Here is a 16,003-nt window from a genome sequence, read left to right on the forward strand (position 1 = left end):
GACAACGTGGCAAGGTCAAGCGATTGTCGTGGAGCATCGCCGGGCATTCATGCCCGCGTTATCCGCCGCGCGGGAGCAGATGCGTGCACGCCCGGTGCGGGCATGGACGCGGCCGGGTCGATCAGGAACGTGGCCTGCGGGACGCACGCCCGCGCGAAGACACCGGTGTATCGGCGCCGAACAGCGGCGTCTTGCGAGGCTTCCTGGCCGCTGCGGTCTCCACCGGCGCCGCAGCCGGCTGCGCCAGGTCGGCGATGATCGGGCAGTCCGGCCGATCATTGCCGTGGCAATGCGCGGCCAGGTGCTCCAGCGTCTGCACCATGGCCTGCAGCTCGGCGATCTTCGCCTTCAGCCCGTCCACATGGGACAGCGCCACCGCCTTGACGTCAGCGCTGGCACGCTCGCGGTCCTGCCACAGCACCAGCAGTTCGCCGATCTGCTCGACGGAAAAACCGAGGTCGCGCGCACGCCGGATGAAACGCAGGCTGTGCGCGTCCTGCGGGCTGTAATGCCGGTAGCCCGCCTCCGAGCGCGCGGCCGGGGGAATCAGGCCGATCTGTTCGTAGTAGCGGATCATTTTCGCCGAGACCCCCGAAAACGTCGCGGCTTCACCAATATTCATCGTACGGTCCTCATCGCGCCTTGCTCCACGCCGGCACCCAGCGTATCGGCCTGCATCGGTGCATGGAAGCGCTTGAGCCGCAGCGCGTTGCCGAGCACGAACACACTGGACAATGCCATCGCCGCGGCGGCGAAGACCGGCGAAAGCAGCGTGCCGTTCAGCGGGTACAGCAGGCCCGCCGCGACCGGAATCAGCACCGCGTTGTAGGCGAAGGCCCAGAACAGGTTCTGCTTGATGTTGCGGATCGTCGCCTGGCTCAGCGCGATCGCGTTGGGCACGCCGCGCAGGTCGCCGGACATCAGCACCACATCGGCGGCTTCGATCGCCACGTCCGTGCCGGTGCCGATCGCCAACCCGACATCGGCCTCGGCCAGCGCCGGTGCGTCGTTGATGCCGTCCCCGACGAACGCCACCTTCGCGCCGCCCGCGCGGAAGCGCTTGAGCGCAGCCACCTTGCCATCCGGCAGCACTTCAGCCGCCACTTCATCGATGCCGAGCTGGCGCGCGATCGCTGCCGCCGTGGCCGCGTTGTCACCGGTGATCATCGCCACCTTCAGGCCCAATGCGTGCAGCGCCTGGATCGCCGCAGGCGTGCTTTCCTTGATCGGGTCGGCCACCGCGATCACCGCCGCCAGGCGACCGTCGATGGCGGCATACAGCGGGCTCCTGCCCTGCTCGCCCAGCCGCTGCGCGGTGGGCTGGAAAGCGGTCACGTCCAGGCCGAGCCGGGTCATGTAGCGGTCCGCGCCCACGGCTACGGTGCGGCCACCGACACGCGCCGAGACGCCGAAACCGGGCACCGCTTCGAAGTACTCCAAGGTCGCCAGTGCGAGACCCCGCGCATTGGCGGCGGCCACGATGGCTTCGGCGATGGGATGCTCCGAGCGCGTTTCAACTGCGGCCACCAGCGCCAGCACTTCATCGGCCTGGAAACCGTCGGCGGGCTCCAGGTCGGTCAGTTCGGGACGGCCCCTGGTCAGCGTGCCGGTCTTGTCCAGCGCGATCACGCTCACATCGCGCAATGCCTGCAGCGCTTCGCCCTTGCGGAACAGGATCCCCAGCTCCGCCGCGCGGCCGGTGCCGACCATGATCGAGGTGGGCGTGGCCAGGCCCATCGCGCAGGGGCAGGCAATGATCAGCACCGCCACGGCGTTGACCAGTGCAAAGGTCAGCGCCGGCGTGGGGCCGAACACCAGCCAGATCAGGAAGGTGAGCGCGGCGGCGGCCATCACCGCCGGCACGAACCACATGGTGACCTTGTCGACCAGCGCCTGGATCGGCAGCTTGGAGCCCTGCGCCTGCTCGACCAGACGGATGATCTGCGCCAGCACCGTGTCCCCGCCCACCTTGGTGACGCGGAAACTAAAGGCACCGGTGGTGTTGAGCGTACCGCCCACCACCTCCGCGCCCACGGCCTTGGCCACCGGTACCGGCTCACCGGTGATCATGCTTTCGTCGACATAGGAGGCACCCTCCACCACCTCGCCATCGACCGGCACCTTCTCGCCCGGGCGGACCAGCACGATGTCGTCCAGCGTGACCTGTTCAAGCGGCACTTCGACGGTCTCCCCACCGCGCTGCACGCGCGCGGTCCGCGCCTGCAACCCGACCAGGCGCTTGATCGCCTGCGAGGTACGGCCCTTGGCCCGCGCCTCCAGCGTGCGGCCGAGCAGGATCAGGGTCACGATCACCACGGCCGCCTCGAAGTAGACATTCGCGGTTCCCGGCGGGAGTGCGCCCGGTGCGAAGGTCGCGACCACGGAATAGCCGTACGCCGCTGCCGTGCCCAGCGACACCAGCGAGTTCATGTCGGGGGCGCCGCGCAGCAGTGCCGGCACGCCCTTTCGGAAGAAGCGCAGGCCCGGCCCGAACAGCACCAGCGTGGCCAGCGCGAACTGCAGGTACCAGCTGGTCTGCAACCCTACGGTGTGCACTACCCAGTGATGCATGGCCGGGACGAGGTGCGAGCCCATTTCCAGGATGAAGACCGGCAGGGTCAGCACCGCCGCCAGCAGCAGGGAACGGCGCAGCGCGCGTGCTTCGCCTTCACGGCGTTGCTCGTCCTGGTCACCGGTTGCGGCCGTGCTCACACTGACCGGCCGCGCGGTGTAGCCGGCGTTCTCGACGGCGGCCTGAAGATCGGCCACGGACACCGTGCCGGCCAGATGCCGCACCTGCGCCCGCTCGGTGGCCAGGTTGACGCTGGCCGCGATCACGCCCGGCAGCTGCGCAAGACTGCGTTCCACGCGACCGACGCAGGACGCACAGGTCATCCCCTCGATGCTCAGCTCGGTGGTGTCTTCGCGGACGCTGTAGCCCGCGCGTTCGATGGCGCGCACCGCTGCCTGCGGGTCGGGCGCACCGATGAAGCTGAGATCGGCCCGCTCCGTGGCGAGGTTGACCGCGGCGGTCTGCACGCCGGGGACGGCGGTCAGCGCACGCTCCACCCGGCCCACGCAGGAGGCGCAGGTCATGCCCTCGATGGGCAGACTCAGGCGGCTGATCGGCGCGCCGGACCGGGAGATTACAGACGACATGGGCAGTCCTTGGGGTGAGGTTACGTGCCACCCTAAAGATTCCCATCATGGGAAGGTCAAGCCCCTCTTAACGGGGACGGAGGGAATTATTAATCCCCTCCGTCCCTGTTAAATAGCCTTACGGCTGTGCCGGGGTGCCGTCGGCGGTAACCCGCCAGATGGTGTTGGAGAGATCGTCGGCGACGATCAGCGCGCCGCGCGGATCGACGGTGACGCCCACCGGGCGGCCACGGGTCTTGCCGTCTTCGCCGAAGAAGCCGCTCACGAAATCGATCGGTTCGCCAGCCGGGCGGCCATTGCTGAAGGGCACGAACACGACCTTGTAGCCCACCGGCGGATTGCGGTTCCAGCTGCCATGCTCGCCGACGAAGACACCCTCGGCGAACTGCGTGCCCATCACCGGGGACGAGAAGGCCACGCCCAGCGCGGCCACGTGCGAACCGAGCGCATAGTCCGGTGCGATCGCCGAGGCGACCTTCTCCGGGTTCTGCGGCATCACCCGGCGGTCCACGTTCTTGCCCCAATAGCTGTAGGGCCACCCATAGAAGCCGCCCTCCCTCACCGAGGTGAGGTAATCGGGCACCAGGTTGGGGCCGATCTCGTCACGTTCGTTGACCACCGCCCACAAGGTGCCCGTGCCCGGCTGGATCGCCAACGCAGTGGGGTTGCGGATACCGGTGGCGTAATCCTTGTGCGCGCCGGTGACCGCATCGATCTGCCAGATCCGCGCGCGGTCGATCTCCACCGCCATGCCACGTTCGGTGATGTTGCTGTTGGAGCCGATGCCCACGTACAGATAACGGCCATCGGCGCTGGCGGTCATCGCCTTGGTCCAGTGATGGTTGATCGCCGCGGGCAGGTCGGTGAGCTTGACCGGTGCGCCACTGGCCTTGGTCTGCCCTTCCTGGTAATCAAAGCGCACCACCGCGTCCTGGTTGGCAACAAAGATCGCATTGCCGATCATCGCCAGGCCGTACGGCGCGTTGAGCTTGTCGGCGAACACCGTTTTCAATTCGTAGACGCCATCGCCATCGGCGTCGCGCAGCAGGGTCAGGCGGTTGCCGCTCTTGACCGCGGTATTGCCCTTGGCCTTGATCTTGCCGGCGATGACATCCTTCGGCTTGAGGTTCGGCGCGCTGCCGCCGCGGCCTTCGGCCACGAGAATGTCGCCGTTGGGCAGCACCAGGGTCTGCCGCGGAATGGCCAGATCGGTGGCGATCGCCGAGATGCGGTAGCCCTTGGGCACGGTGGGGAGCATGTCACCCCATTGCGCCGGCTTGGCGATGGTCATGTCCGGCATCAGCCCGCGATGCGGCTTGGGCATCTCCGGGTTGCCGCCATACTGTTCCAGCTCCGGCGCCTTGCCGCTGCAGGCAGCCAGGGCGACCGCAAGCGCGGAGAACGAGAGAATGCGGAGCGTCGTCTGGCGGCTCATCGCACACCTCCCACGCGCAGGCTGGACAGTCCCACCCAGGTGGCGATCAGCGCCAGCACGGTCAGGATCACCGAGAGCACCAGGCCCGCCGGCATCACCGCCCACGCGTCGCGCGCATGGTGCAGGCAGTTGATGAAGCCCACGCCCCAGATCACCGCGAGAATCACCACGTAAGCGAGGTTGCGACTGCCACGGACCAGCCCGACGATCCCGCACAGCAGCGCCAGCGTGGTCATCACCATTGCCCCGATCAGCAGCCAGGACGCGAAGTTGGCCCACTGGATCTCGTACGAACTCCAATATGCATAGTCCGCCAGCAGTGCGCCGAGGAACAACGGCAGCACGCCGCCCAGTACAGCGGCGTGGAACGGATGGATGACCCATGATCGGGTCAGGACAACGGTCGAAGCCATGGTGGTCTCCTGGTGAGGGGGCGAATCTCTCCCGATCCTGCCACCCCCGGCGTGATGGGGGTGCCGATGGCTTGAGAGCAGCTGCAGGTGCACGCCTTCGGACTGCGGGGAGAACTCCCACTCGCCGAGCAGCTTGACCATGCCCCCGCCCTTCAGGGTCTCCGCATTGAACAACCAGGTCGGGAACAGCACCACGCCGCGCCCGGCGATGGCCGCGGCAAGCCCGGCAGCAATGCCCGCTCTTCTGGTTACCCTTCCCAGCTCACGCCCTTGGGCGCACTGGAAAAACCCGCGGCACGCAGGGCATCCATCAAGGCGTCGCGCTTCACCACCGCGTCGTTGATCAGCTCCAGGGTGAAGGAACTGCGCCGGCCACGCCTGAGCGCACTGGCCAGTGCCTGCGAGGCCGCGCCAAGCGACGGATCATCCGCGTCGACATACACCTGCAGGTGGCGCCCCCCCTGGGCCAGATACATCAGCAGGCGCCCACCGCCGATCACCACGAACGCGCCAGCCCGCCGCACCGGACGCTGCCCCGTGCGAAGCGCTGGCCACGGCAGCACCGTACCGAACGGATTGGCCGGGTCCACCGCGGACAGGCCGACCGCGATGTCGGCAGCCCCCGGCCGCAGCGCCTCGGCAATCCCGCGCAGGCGGTCCACCAACAGGCGGTCAGCGAACTGCGCCCCGCCCAGCCCCTCCACGAAACGCCCGCGCAGCACGCGGCCGGTGTCCTCCATCCCACGATAGACCTGATGCAATGCCGGGAAGCCGCCGGCAATCCCTTCCGCGACGGCCGCGCCACGGGTCACGATGCCGTGGCGATCCAGCAGGCCCTCGGCCAGGGCCACCGCACGCACGGTGTCACTCACCGCCTCCCGTTGCAGCAGCGACCAGCGACCGGCCAGCGTCGGCGCCGCGAAGCTGGCGGTGCCCGGCGGCGAACCTTCACTGACGGCGGGCATGTCGTGCATCGGGAAGCCGCGGAAACCGCGGCTGCGCCGCGACGTCCTTGTCACGCGGGGGCGCGGCGGGCGCGTGCCGGACAGCGCGCGCAGCGGCGCCCACAGGTCGGTGGTCACCTGGCCCGACCAGGCCAGGTCCCACAGGGCGCTCTGCAGCTGGTCCGGGGTGATCTCCGGGCTGGCCGTGCCGGCCTGCTCCCACTGGCTGCGCACCGCCGCGGCCAATTGGCGGGCGAAGTACGCACCACCGTCGGCCAGCACCTGCAGGATGCCGGTCTGCAACGGGGAGAGCTCCGCGTTGGCCGGGAGTGCCGGCAGGGTCTCGGCGGCCAGTTCCTGCAGGTGCAGCGCGACCAGGCCGTCGTCCTCGCCGATGCGGCCATGGCCTGACCACAGCACCGTGCCGGTCGCGAGCAGTTCGTCCAGCAGTCCGGGCGCGTAGTCCACCACCCGCGCGGGCAATATCTGCTGCTCCCATACCGAGGCGGGCAGCGGCACGCCGGCCAGCAGTTCCACGACCCGTGCCACGCCGTCGATGCCCTCCAGCGCACTGCGGGCCGGGGTCTGCATGCCACGGGCGGCCTGGGCGGCATCGGCGATCAGGCCATGCCGTTCCAGCACCAGCAACGCGTAAGCCTCGCGGGGCACCGGCCGGGTGGCCTCGCGCGCGGCCTGCAGCGAGCGCACCCGCAACCGCCGGAACACGTCCTCGCTTACCCATTCGTGACGGGCCAATGGCACCGGCGCCGGCATCGCGCCGGCACCCTCCGACTGCCGCCGGACCACGCCGAACGTGCCCTTCAGCAGCTTGCCCTGCATTTCCAGCCGGGTCAGCGCGGCATCGGCCACGGCCACGCCCAGCCCGAACGCCGCTGCTGCGTCGGCGGTGGTGAACGGCGGATGGCTGCGGGCATAGCGCGCCAGCAACTCGCCCAACGGATCGGCAGCCGGCTGCAGGAATGCGTCGGGCAGGTCCGCCGCCACGGCGACACCGAGTGCGTCGCGCAGGCGTGCGGCATCTTCGATGGCGGCCCAGTGTTCGGCACCGGCGATCGGAATCCGGATCGCGCGGCGCTCCTGCTCCAATGCCTGGAGCAGCGGCAGCGGCTCGGCGTCGATGAGGCGCGCGGCCAGCGCAGCCGCCGTGAGCGGGCCCAGCTCGCGCAGCAGATCGGCAACGCCCTCCTTGCCCTTGGCGCGGCGATCCGGCGCGCGCCGCTGCAGCGCCTCGCCCATCGCGTCGACCACGGTGGGATCAAGCAGTTCGCCCAGATCGACCTGGCCGAGCAGATCCCCCAGCAGGCCGCTGTCGAGCGAGAGCACCGACGCGCGGCGCTCGGCCAGCGGCACGTCGGTGCCGTACATGAACTCGGCGACATAGCCGAACAGCAGGTTCGCCGCGAACGGTGATGGCACCTCGGTGGTGACCTCGGCCATCGCCACGCGCCCATCGGCCAGCCGCTGCATCAACCCATCCAGTGCGTCCAGATCGTAGACGTCCTGCAGGCATTCGCGCGCGGTTTCGATCAGGATCGGAAATTCGGGGTAGCCCTGCGCGATCCCGAGCAGCTCGCCCGCGCGCAGGCGCTGCTGCCACAGTGGGGAGCGGCGGCCCGGCGTGCGCCGCGGCAACAACAGCGCGCGCGCCGCGCATTCGCGGAAGCGGGCGGCGAACAAGGCCGAGCCGCCCACCGCGCGGCTCACCTCGCTGCGCAGCCGCTCCGGCTCGAACAGGAACAGCTCCGCCCCGGGCAGGCGGCCGGCAGCGTCGGGCAGCCGCGCGATGATGCCGTCATCACTGGCCACCACCGCCGGATCGATGCCCCAGCGCTCGCGGATGCGCGCGGCCATCGCCAGCGCCCACGGGTCATGCACGCGCCGGCCATACGGCGAATGCAGCATCAACCGCCAGTCGCCGGATTCGTCGCGGCAACGTTCCACCACCAGGGTGCGATCGGTGGGTAGCAGGCCGGTGGCCTCACGCTGTTCGCCCAGCAGGCCGACGATGTTGGCGACCGCGTTGTCGGCCAACCCATCGGCCTGCAGCCGCGCCCGCAGCGCGGGGGCAACGTCGCCCTCGCCGACCGCGCCTTCCAGCGCCCCGATGAAGGCACCGACCGCTTCGCCCAGCTCGGCCGGGCGCCCCACGCCGTCGCCCCGCCAGAACGGCAGCCGCGCCGAGCGGCCCGGTGCCGGGGTCACCACCACCTGGTCATGGGTGATCTGTTCGATGCGCCACGACGTCGCGCCGAGCGTGATCACGTCGTTGACGCGCGACTCATGGACCATTTCCTCGTCCAGCTCGCCGACCCGACGCGAGCCCGCGCGTTCCTCGCCCTCCGGCAGCATCACGCTGAACATGCCGCGGTCGGGAATGGTGCCGCCGCTGGTCACGGCGAGCTGCTTCGATCCGGGCCGCGCGCTCAGCTCACCGGTGTCACGGTTCCAGACCAGCCGTGGGCGGAACCCGGCGAAATCATCGGACGGGTAGCGCCCGGCCAGCATGTCCAGCGTGGCATCGAAAGCGCTGCGCGGCAGCGTCCGGTACGGCGCCGCGCGACGCACACAGGCAAACCACGCCTCCACCTGCAGCGTATCCATCGCCGCGGCGGCCACGGTCTGCTGGGCCAGCACGTCCAGCGGATTGCGCGGAGGGTCGATCGCCTCGATATCGCCGGCGAGCATGCGCTCCACCGCGACCGTCGCATCGATCAGATCGCGGCGGGTGCGTGGGTAGACCAGGCCGGTGGAGATGCCGCCCACCTGGTGGCTGGCGCGCCCGACCCGCTGCAGTGCGCTGGCCACCGAAGGCGGCGCGGCGACCTGGATGACCAGATCGACCAGACCCATGTCGATCCCCAGCTCCAGGCTGGAGGTGGCGACCACGCAGCGCAGCTCACCGGATTTGAGCGCCTGTTCGATCTCGCGGCGCTGCTCTTTGGACACCGAGCCATGGTGTGAACGTGCGATCAGCGGCTCTGCCCCGGCCGAGCGCGCGGCGGTGCCGCCAGTGAAGGAACCATGGTGCTCTGCCGCCGGAGCCTGCGTTGGCCGCTGCGCGAGGCGCTCGGCGTACAGCTCGTTGAGCCGCGCCGTCAGCTTCTCGGCCACCCCGCGCGCGTTGGCGAACACGATGGTGGAGCGCCGGGCCAGCACCTGATCGAGAATGCTGGCCTCCACGTGCGGCCAGATCGACCCCAGACGCCCGGACGACGGCGAAGCCTCCGAAGCGCCGGGATGGGGCGGCAGGTCGGCCATGTCCTCCACCGGCACGACGATGCGCACATCCAATGCCCGTTGCGACGGCGGATGGACCACCCTGACCGGACGGTCGCCCCCGAGGAACCGCGCAACCTCCTCGACCGGCCGCACCGTGGCAGAGAGCCCGATGCGCTGCGCCGGCACCGCCAGCAGCGCCTCCAGCCGTTCCAGGCTCAGCGCCAGATGGGTACCGCGCTTGCTGCCGGCCACCGCATGGATCTCATCGATGATCACGGTATGCACCTCGCGCAGTGTTTCGCGCGCCTGCGAGGTCAGCATCAGGAACAGCGACTCAGGCGTGGTGATCAGGATGTCGGGCGGGCGCCGGACCAGCCGCGCCCGCTCGGCGGCCGTGGTGTCGCCGCTGCGGATCGCCACGGACAGGTTGACCGCCGGATCGCCGCGCCGCTCACGTTCGGCGCTGACCCCCTGCAAGGGAATCTGCAGGTTGCGCTGCACGTCGGCACCGAGCGCCTTGATCGGCGAGAGGTACAGCACGCGGGTGCCGCGCTTTTTCGGCGGCGCTGGATGGGAGGGCGGAACGCTGGATGGCTCGCCGCTGCGGAACAACTGGTCGATCGCGTGCAGGAACGCCGCCAGCGTCTTGCCCGAACCGGTCGGCGCGATCACCAGCGTGTGCTCGCCGGCGCCGATCGCAGCCCAGGCATGCGCCTGCGCCGGCGTGGGCGCGGTGAACGCCGCGGTGAACCAGGCGCGCGTGGCCGGGGTGAAGGTGGCCAGCGAGCCGGGGAGATCGTTCGAGGTGCGCATGGATCCGGAGGTCGTGGGACGCTCGCCTGGCGTCGGCCGCGAACGAATGCAGGCACCCTAGGGTATGCCACGTCGGGCGAGCGTCAACCGCCCCGCCATCGCGGCGTCGGTACCCGGACCGGTCGCCCCTGGGTCACCGCCACTTGTCCCTTCCCCCCCGGAATCCAGCCCCAGGCCAATGCGGGCGGGCCTTCCCGGGATCACACTCGTCGGCATCACGCACGGCGCACACCGAAGGAACGACTTCCATGAAACGACGCGATTGCCTCAAGGCCGGGCTGACCCTGCCCCTGCTGCCCACGCTGCTCAAGGCCGGCCCCGCCTTCGCGGCGACCGGTGCGAGGGTGCGGCCGGGGAGCGCGGCCTGGCCGGCGGCGACCGAATGGGACCGGCTGTCGCGTGCGGTGGGCGGCCGGCTGTCGGTCCCGCAGTCGCCGTTCCTGGCCGACCCTGCCACCCGCGCGGCCGCCCTGGAGCAGTTGCAGAACCCCTTCTTCCTCGGTGACCAGCCCGCCCTGACCCAGACCAGTGGCTACTTCGGGGCGTGGCGCTCCGTACCGAGTGCCAAGGTGGTCTCGGCCGCCAACAGCGCCGACGTTGCCGCCGCGGTGAACTTCGCCCGTACCCACCGGCTGCGGCTGGTGGTCAAAGGCGGTGGGCACAGCTACCACGGCACGTCCTGCGCACCGGATTCGCTGCTGGTCTGGACCCGCGCGATGAACCAGGTCGAGCCGCATGACGCCTTTGTGGCCCACAACGCCCGCCCGGGCACGGCGCCGCAGCCGGCGGTCAGCGTGGGCGCCGGGGCCATGTGGATCGATGCCTACGATGCGGTCACCACCCACGGTGGCCGCTATGTCCAGGGCGGCGGCTGCACCTCGGTGGGGGTGACCGGCCTGGTCACCGGCGGCGGCTTCGGCAGCTTCTCCAAGGCGCATGGCACGGCGGCGGCCAGCCTGCTCGAGGCCGAGATCGTCACCGCCGACGGCCAGATCCGCATCGTCAACGCCGACAACGACCCGGAACTGTTCTGGGCCCTCAAGGGCGGCTGTGCGGCGAGCTTCGGGATCGTGACCCGGATGACGCTGCGCACCCATGCCCTGCCCGACACGTTCGGCGGCGTCTCCTGCCAGATCCAGGCCAGCGACGACGCCAGCTGGCAGGCCCTGGCGGCGGAGATGCTGCGCTTCTACCGCGACACGCTGTGCAACGCGCACTGGGGCGAGCAGATCACCTTCACCGACACGCGCCGGCTCTCGGTCTCGATGGTGTTCCAGGGGCTGTCGCGCGACGCGGCCGAAGCCACCTGGTCGCCGTTCCTGGCATGGGTGCGTGCAAGGCCGGCCTACACGATCACCGACCCCCTGCAGGCCCTGGCGATGCCGGCCCGCGATTTCTGGGATGCCGATTTCTTCCGCCAGCATGCCCCCGGGTTCATCGCCGAGGACACCCGCGCGGGTGCCTCGCCGCGGCACATGCTGTGGAAGGGCGATCAGGGTCAGGTCGGCTGGTTCCTGCACGGCTACGCCTCGGCCTGGCTGCCGTCAGGCTTGCTGGATGATGCGCGGCGTGAGCAGGCGGCGGCCGCGATCTGCGCTGCGGCCGAGCACATGGATGTCGGCCTGCACTGCAACAAGGGCCTGTTCGGCGCCCCGGCCGCTGCGCTGGCGGCCAGCCGTGACACCGCCACCCACCCTGCGGTGCTGGATGCCTTCGCGCTGGCCATCATCGGCAACGCCGGCGGACCGGTCTTCCCGGGCCTGGGCCTGAAGGTGGACGAGCCCCGTGCACGCCGGGGGGCCTTGAACGTGGCGCGGGCCTACCAGGCGCTGAGCGCGGTGGCCCCGTCCGCACCGGCCTACGTCTCCGAGAGCGACTACTTCCAGAAAGACTGGCAGCAGGCGTTCTGGGGACCGAACTATCCTCGCCTGCAGGCGGCCAAGCGCCGTTACGATCCGCAGGGGCTGTTCGTCATCCACCACGGGGTGGGCAGCGAGGACTGGAGCGCGGACGGCTTCGAGCGCATCCGCGGCTAGGCCAGCACGTGACGCAACGCCTGCTGCGCGCGCCGGTTCTCCGCCGGCGTGCCGATGGTGATCCGCACCCAGGTGTCATACGGAGCGAACACCCGCGCGATGCGCACGCCCTGCTGCAGCAACCCGGCTGCGACGGCTGCATGCGGGCGCCCGGTGTCGACGAACACGAAATTGCCGGCGGCCTCGGTAGAACGCAGGCCCAGCCCGGTCAGCACCTGCTGCCAGCGCTGCCGCTCCAGCGCAACGCTGCGCCGGACCTGGGCCACGTGGGCGGTATCGGCCAGCGCCGCCGCTGCCGCGGCGAGAGAGAGCTGGTTCTGCGCGTGCGCTCCCCCTACCCCGCGCTGGCGCAGCGCGCCGGCCAGCCCGGTCTGGGCCAGCGCATAGCCGACCTGCAGACCCGCCAGCGCGTGGATCTTGCCCAGCGTGCGGAACACCACCACGTTCTGGCCCTGCCGCAGCAGGCGCACCGCGCTCAACGCGGCCGCATCCTCTCGATAGTCCAGGTAGGCCTCATCGACGATCACCAGCGTGCGCGCCTGCGCGGCGCTCACGAAACGATCGAAGTCCGCGCCCGGGCTGAGCGTGCCCGAGGGATTGTGCGGATTGACCACGAACAGCGCGCGGGTGTCCGGCGCGATCGCCGCCAGCAATGCGGGCAGGTCATTCTCCAGCCGCGCGTTCAACGGCACTTCCACCGCCCGCCCGCCAAAGGGCCTGGCCGCGTCCACCAGCGCGCCATAGCCGGGCACCGAGTAGATGAAGCCACCGGCACCTTCGCTCAGCGCCAGGTGCTGGCCAAGTGCTTCCAGCACTTCACCGACGATGACCTGCTCCGGCGCGACCCCTTCCAGCGTGGCGATCTGCACCTGCAGGGCCTGCAACTGGGCGGCGCTCACGTAGCGCGGCGCTTCCACCAGCGCACGCTGCACGGCCGGCCCCACCTTCGGCGAGGGACCGTAGCTGCTTTCGTTGAGGTCCAGCCGCAGCACATCGATAGCGGTGTCGGCGGCGACGGACGGTGCGGCCGCAGCGGCCGATCCGGCCACCGGCGCCAGCGCGGCTACCGCCGCCGTGGTCAGGCCGGCACGCAGCCAGTGCCGGCGCTGCGGGTCGGCAGGTAGCGTGCCTGTCATCGTGGGACGGGTCATTGGAAACGGGCCTCCAGGCGGGCGTAGTAATACGTGCCACTCCAGCCGAACGGCGACAGTTCGCTGTACGGGAACACGCCAAAGGTATCCGCACCGGAGACCTGCGGGGTGGTGGCGATGTTGCGGGTGGGATAGGTATTGAACAGATTGTTCGCGCCCACCACCAAGGTGACGGTGTCGGTGGCGCGGAAGGCGATGTCCAGATCAGTGACCCAGCGCGCCTCCAGCGTCTGGATCACGTCGAGATTGCCGGCCGTGCCGGCTTCGGTCGGCAGCGTGCGGAAGCGGGTCGAGCCCTGCGCGAAGGCAGCGACGTTGGCCGCGCTCTGGTTGGTCGCCGCCACCCCTTCGATCTCACCGTAGCGGTGCGTGCCCAGGTGCAGGCCCCAGCGGCCGACGTCCCAGCCCAGCGCGAGCGTCAGGTTGTCGCGCGGCTGGCCCTTCTCCACGCGGGTGCGCTCGGTGACATCGAACAACGGCGTGCGCACGCCGAGCGCGGTGAGCTGCGCCGGGGTCGAGGCGACGTGGGTCAGCTCGGTCTTGTTGCGGTTGTAGGCGACGGTCGCGGTCAGCCGGCCATGATCGGCAAGGTCCCACAGGTAGCGCGCCGACGCATCCACGCCGGTGGTGCGGGTATCTGCGGCATTGCTGAAGTAGCGCACACTGGTCACCCCCGGTGAACCCAGCGCCGCGAGGTAGTCGCGGATCGCGGTGGAGCCGGCTGCATCGACGAAGTTGCTGGAAAGGAAGATGCGGTCATCGATATCGATCCGGTACACATCCAGTGATGCGCTGAGCCCGCCGATGCCCCAGGTGAGGCCGGCGGTGAGATTGGTGGCCTGTTCCGGCTCCAGCGACCGCGCGCCCAGCGCGCGGGCCTCCACGGTATCCACCGGCGCGGTGCGCACCAGCACGTACTCCGGCACCCCGGTGACGGCATTGTTGAGCGTGCGGCTGCTGGTGGAACTGAAGTACTGCTGGGCCAGTGCGGGCGCATGGAAGCCGCTGCTGACCGAGGCGCGCAGCGCGACCCCGCCATCGAGCTGGTAGCGCAGTGCGAGCTTGCCGTTGGTGGTGCTGCCGAAATCGCTGTAGTCCTCCCAGCGCCCTGCCAGCGAGACCAGGAAGCGGTCGGTGACGTCGGTCTCGGCCTCGGCATAGGCCGAGATGTTGTGCCGATGGTGGTTGCCCGCATCGGCCGGCTGGATGCCGGCAAAGCCCTGCGAGCCGATGGTCGGCACGCTGCCGGCGGACGGGCCGTCGAGCACGCGTGCCGGCCCCCACACATACGAGTTCAGTTCGCCCGGCGAAATGCCGTAGGTATCGCGGCGGAACTCCGCACCCAGCGCGAGTCGCAGCGGCGCATGCCAGCCCAGCTCGATACTGTTGCTGGCATCCAGGTTGGTGGTCCACTGCGAGGCCTCCAGCGCGCCGTTGTAGAACGCGGTCGGGCTGTCGGCACCCAGCGTGGCGTTGAGCGTGTTGCGGGTGCGGTAGACCAGCTTGTTGCGTCCGTAGACGCTGCTCAGGTCCCAGTGCCAGTCACCGAACAGGCCCTTGATGCCCGCACCAAGCGACGCATTGGTGCTCTGGGTATCGACCCACGGCAGGAATCCGTCCGGGTAGATCGCACGCACGTTCTCGACCTGGCCGGCGCGGCGCAATGACGCATTGGAGCTGCCTTCGCTCACCCCATAGCCGCCGAAGGCGTAGGCCTCCAGGCCCTCGGCCCAGGCCAGCGGCTTGCGCAGATTGCCGAACACGGTCTTCTCGACGGTGTCGGCCGAATCGGCGAAGCGCCACAGCGCATCGCGATCGATGGTGGCCTCACGTGGATCGGCGACCGCACCGGCGGCCGCACCGCCGATCGGGGCCAGGCCGGTGCCGGAGCCGAAGGTGCTTGATGGTGCCACCGGCACCCCGTTGCGGCCGATGCCGAAGTACTGCTGGCGGGTATCGGGCAGTGCGCGGTTGGCAGCCTTGCGGTCACGATAGTCCCAGGTCAGGTGCAGGCCACCGCCCTCGGCAAAGGCCACGCCGGTATCGAGCGCGACGGCCGTCGTACCACCGCCGCCATCGCGGGTGGTACCGCGGCTGACGCGACCTTCAAACCCGGCATCCTCGCGCAGCACGATGTTGATCACCCCGGCGATCGCATCGGACCCGTACTGGGCGGACGCCCCATCGCGCAGCACCTCCACCCGCTCGATCGCGCTGACCGGGATGGCATTCAGATCGGTGGAGACCGCGCCCTTGCCCACCGTACCGCCGGTATTGACCCAGGCACTGGCATGCCGGCGCTTGCCGTTGACCAGCACCAGGGTCTGATCCGGCGACAGCCCGCGCAGCGTTGCCGAGCGGATATGGGTGTTGCCGTCCGGCGTGGTCGGGTGCGGGAAGTTGAACGAGGGCAGCAGCGACTGCAGGATCTGGCTGATGTCGGTGTAGCCGCTGCTGCGGATGTCCTCGGCGCCGAGCACGTCGATCGGGACCGGGGACTCCAGCACGGTGCGTGCCTGGGTGCGGCTGCCGAGCACGGTGAGCTGGTCGAGCTGGGTGACCACCGGGGCGTCGCCGGGTGATTGGGCGTGGACCGGCAGGGTGGAGAGCAGGCTGGCAAACACGGCGACGGACAGACGGCGACGTCGCAGCACGGTGGCGCGAGGATTCATGGCAACTTCCGCAGAGATCGGGCGAGGCCCGCAAAAGACGATGGAGCGCGGCGCAGGTGGCACGTCAACGGCGACATCGCCGTGGCAGATGGAAGGCAGGCAAGACAGGCTCCCCCGGGTGACCTGCGGCCCATGTTGCA

Annotated in this window: 8 protein-coding genes; 1 reads left to right on the forward strand and 7 read right to left on the reverse strand. The window is 69.9% G+C overall.

What is annotated here, in order from left to right; translation table 11 throughout:
* Positions 1–121 precede the first annotated feature (121 nt).
* The 5 genes from cueR to OC373_RS00560 form a co-directional block, all read right to left on the reverse strand.
* Entirely contained in the window at positions 122–622 is a 501-nt protein-coding gene (cueR, locus tag OC373_RS00540; RefSeq protein ID WP_261996760.1) for a Cu(I)-responsive transcriptional regulator, read from the reverse strand.
* Positions 619–3,159 (reverse strand): heavy metal translocating P-type ATPase, encoded by a 2,541-nt coding sequence (locus tag OC373_RS00545; RefSeq protein WP_261996761.1) that lies wholly within the window; start codon positions 3,157–3,159, stop codon positions 619–621. The genes cueR and OC373_RS00545 overlap by 4 nt, the downstream gene beginning before the upstream one ends.
* Positions 3,160–3,277: 118 nt before the next feature.
* Complete coding sequence (locus tag OC373_RS00550) at positions 3,278–4,594, reverse strand: sorbosone dehydrogenase family protein (protein WP_261996762.1); 1,317 nt, start codon at positions 4,592–4,594, stop codon at positions 3,278–3,280.
* Positions 4,591–5,007: a DUF2231 domain-containing protein gene (locus tag OC373_RS00555; protein ID WP_019184657.1), complete on the reverse strand. Its 417-nt coding sequence runs from the start codon at positions 5,005–5,007 to the stop codon at positions 4,591–4,593. Before OC373_RS00555 ends, OC373_RS00550 begins: the two co-directional genes overlap by 4 nt.
* Before the next feature lie 248 nt (positions 5,008–5,255).
* Positions 5,256–10,004: an ATP-dependent helicase gene (locus OC373_RS00560; protein WP_261996763.1), complete on the reverse strand. Its 4,749-nt coding sequence runs from the start codon at positions 10,002–10,004 to the stop codon at positions 5,256–5,258.
* Between the two features lie 248 nt (positions 10,005–10,252).
* Between OC373_RS00560 and OC373_RS00565 the strand changes: the two genes are divergently transcribed.
* Positions 10,253–12,040: an FAD-binding protein gene (locus OC373_RS00565; RefSeq protein ID WP_261996764.1), complete on the forward strand. Its 1,788-nt coding sequence runs from the start codon at positions 10,253–10,255 to the stop codon at positions 12,038–12,040.
* On the opposite strand, the gene OC373_RS00570 is transcribed toward OC373_RS00565, so the two are convergent.
* Together OC373_RS00570 and OC373_RS00575 are read right to left on the reverse strand one after the other, a co-directional pair.
* Positions 12,037–13,191 (reverse strand): histidinol-phosphate transaminase, encoded by a 1,155-nt coding sequence (locus OC373_RS00570; RefSeq protein ID WP_261996765.1) that lies wholly within the window; start codon positions 13,189–13,191, stop codon positions 12,037–12,039. The genes OC373_RS00565 and OC373_RS00570 overlap by 4 nt on opposite strands.
* Entirely contained in the window at positions 13,188–15,863 is a 2,676-nt protein-coding gene (locus tag OC373_RS00575) for a TonB-dependent receptor (RefSeq protein ID WP_261996766.1), read from the reverse strand. The genes OC373_RS00570 and OC373_RS00575 overlap by 4 nt, the downstream gene beginning before the upstream one ends.
* Positions 15,864–16,003: the final 140 nt, after the last annotated feature.

It is taken from the genome of Stenotrophomonas sp. Ste96 (assembly GCF_024519495.1).
Lineage (GTDB): Bacteria > Pseudomonadota > Gammaproteobacteria > Xanthomonadales > Xanthomonadaceae > Stenotrophomonas > Stenotrophomonas bentonitica_A.

What these genes read in the sequence shown, in the direction of transcription:
- cueR (WP_261996760.1), bottom strand. Translation starts at nt 622, where the DNA reads ATGAATATTGGTGAAGCCGCGACGTTTTCGGGGGTCTCGGCGAAAATG.
- OC373_RS00560 (WP_261996763.1), bottom strand. Translation starts at nt 10,004, where the DNA reads ATGCGCACCTCGAACGATCTCCCCGGCTCGCTGGCCACCTTCACCCCG.
- OC373_RS00570 (WP_261996765.1), bottom strand. Translation starts at nt 13,191, where the DNA reads ATGACCCGTCCCACGATGACAGGCACGCTACCTGCCGACCCGCAGCGC.
- OC373_RS00565 (WP_261996764.1), top strand. Translation starts at nt 10,253, where the DNA reads ATGAAACGACGCGATTGCCTCAAGGCCGGGCTGACCCTGCCCCTGCTG.
- OC373_RS00550 (WP_261996762.1), bottom strand. Translation starts at nt 4,594, where the DNA reads ATGAGCCGCCAGACGACGCTCCGCATTCTCTCGTTCTCCGCGCTTGCG.
- OC373_RS00575 (WP_261996766.1), bottom strand. Translation starts at nt 15,863, where the DNA reads ATGAATCCTCGCGCCACCGTGCTGCGACGTCGCCGTCTGTCCGTCGCC.
- OC373_RS00555 (WP_019184657.1), bottom strand. Translation starts at nt 5,007, where the DNA reads ATGGCTTCGACCGTTGTCCTGACCCGATCATGGGTCATCCATCCGTTC.
- OC373_RS00545 (WP_261996761.1), bottom strand. Translation starts at nt 3,159, where the DNA reads ATGTCGTCTGTAATCTCCCGGTCCGGCGCGCCGATCAGCCGCCTGAGT.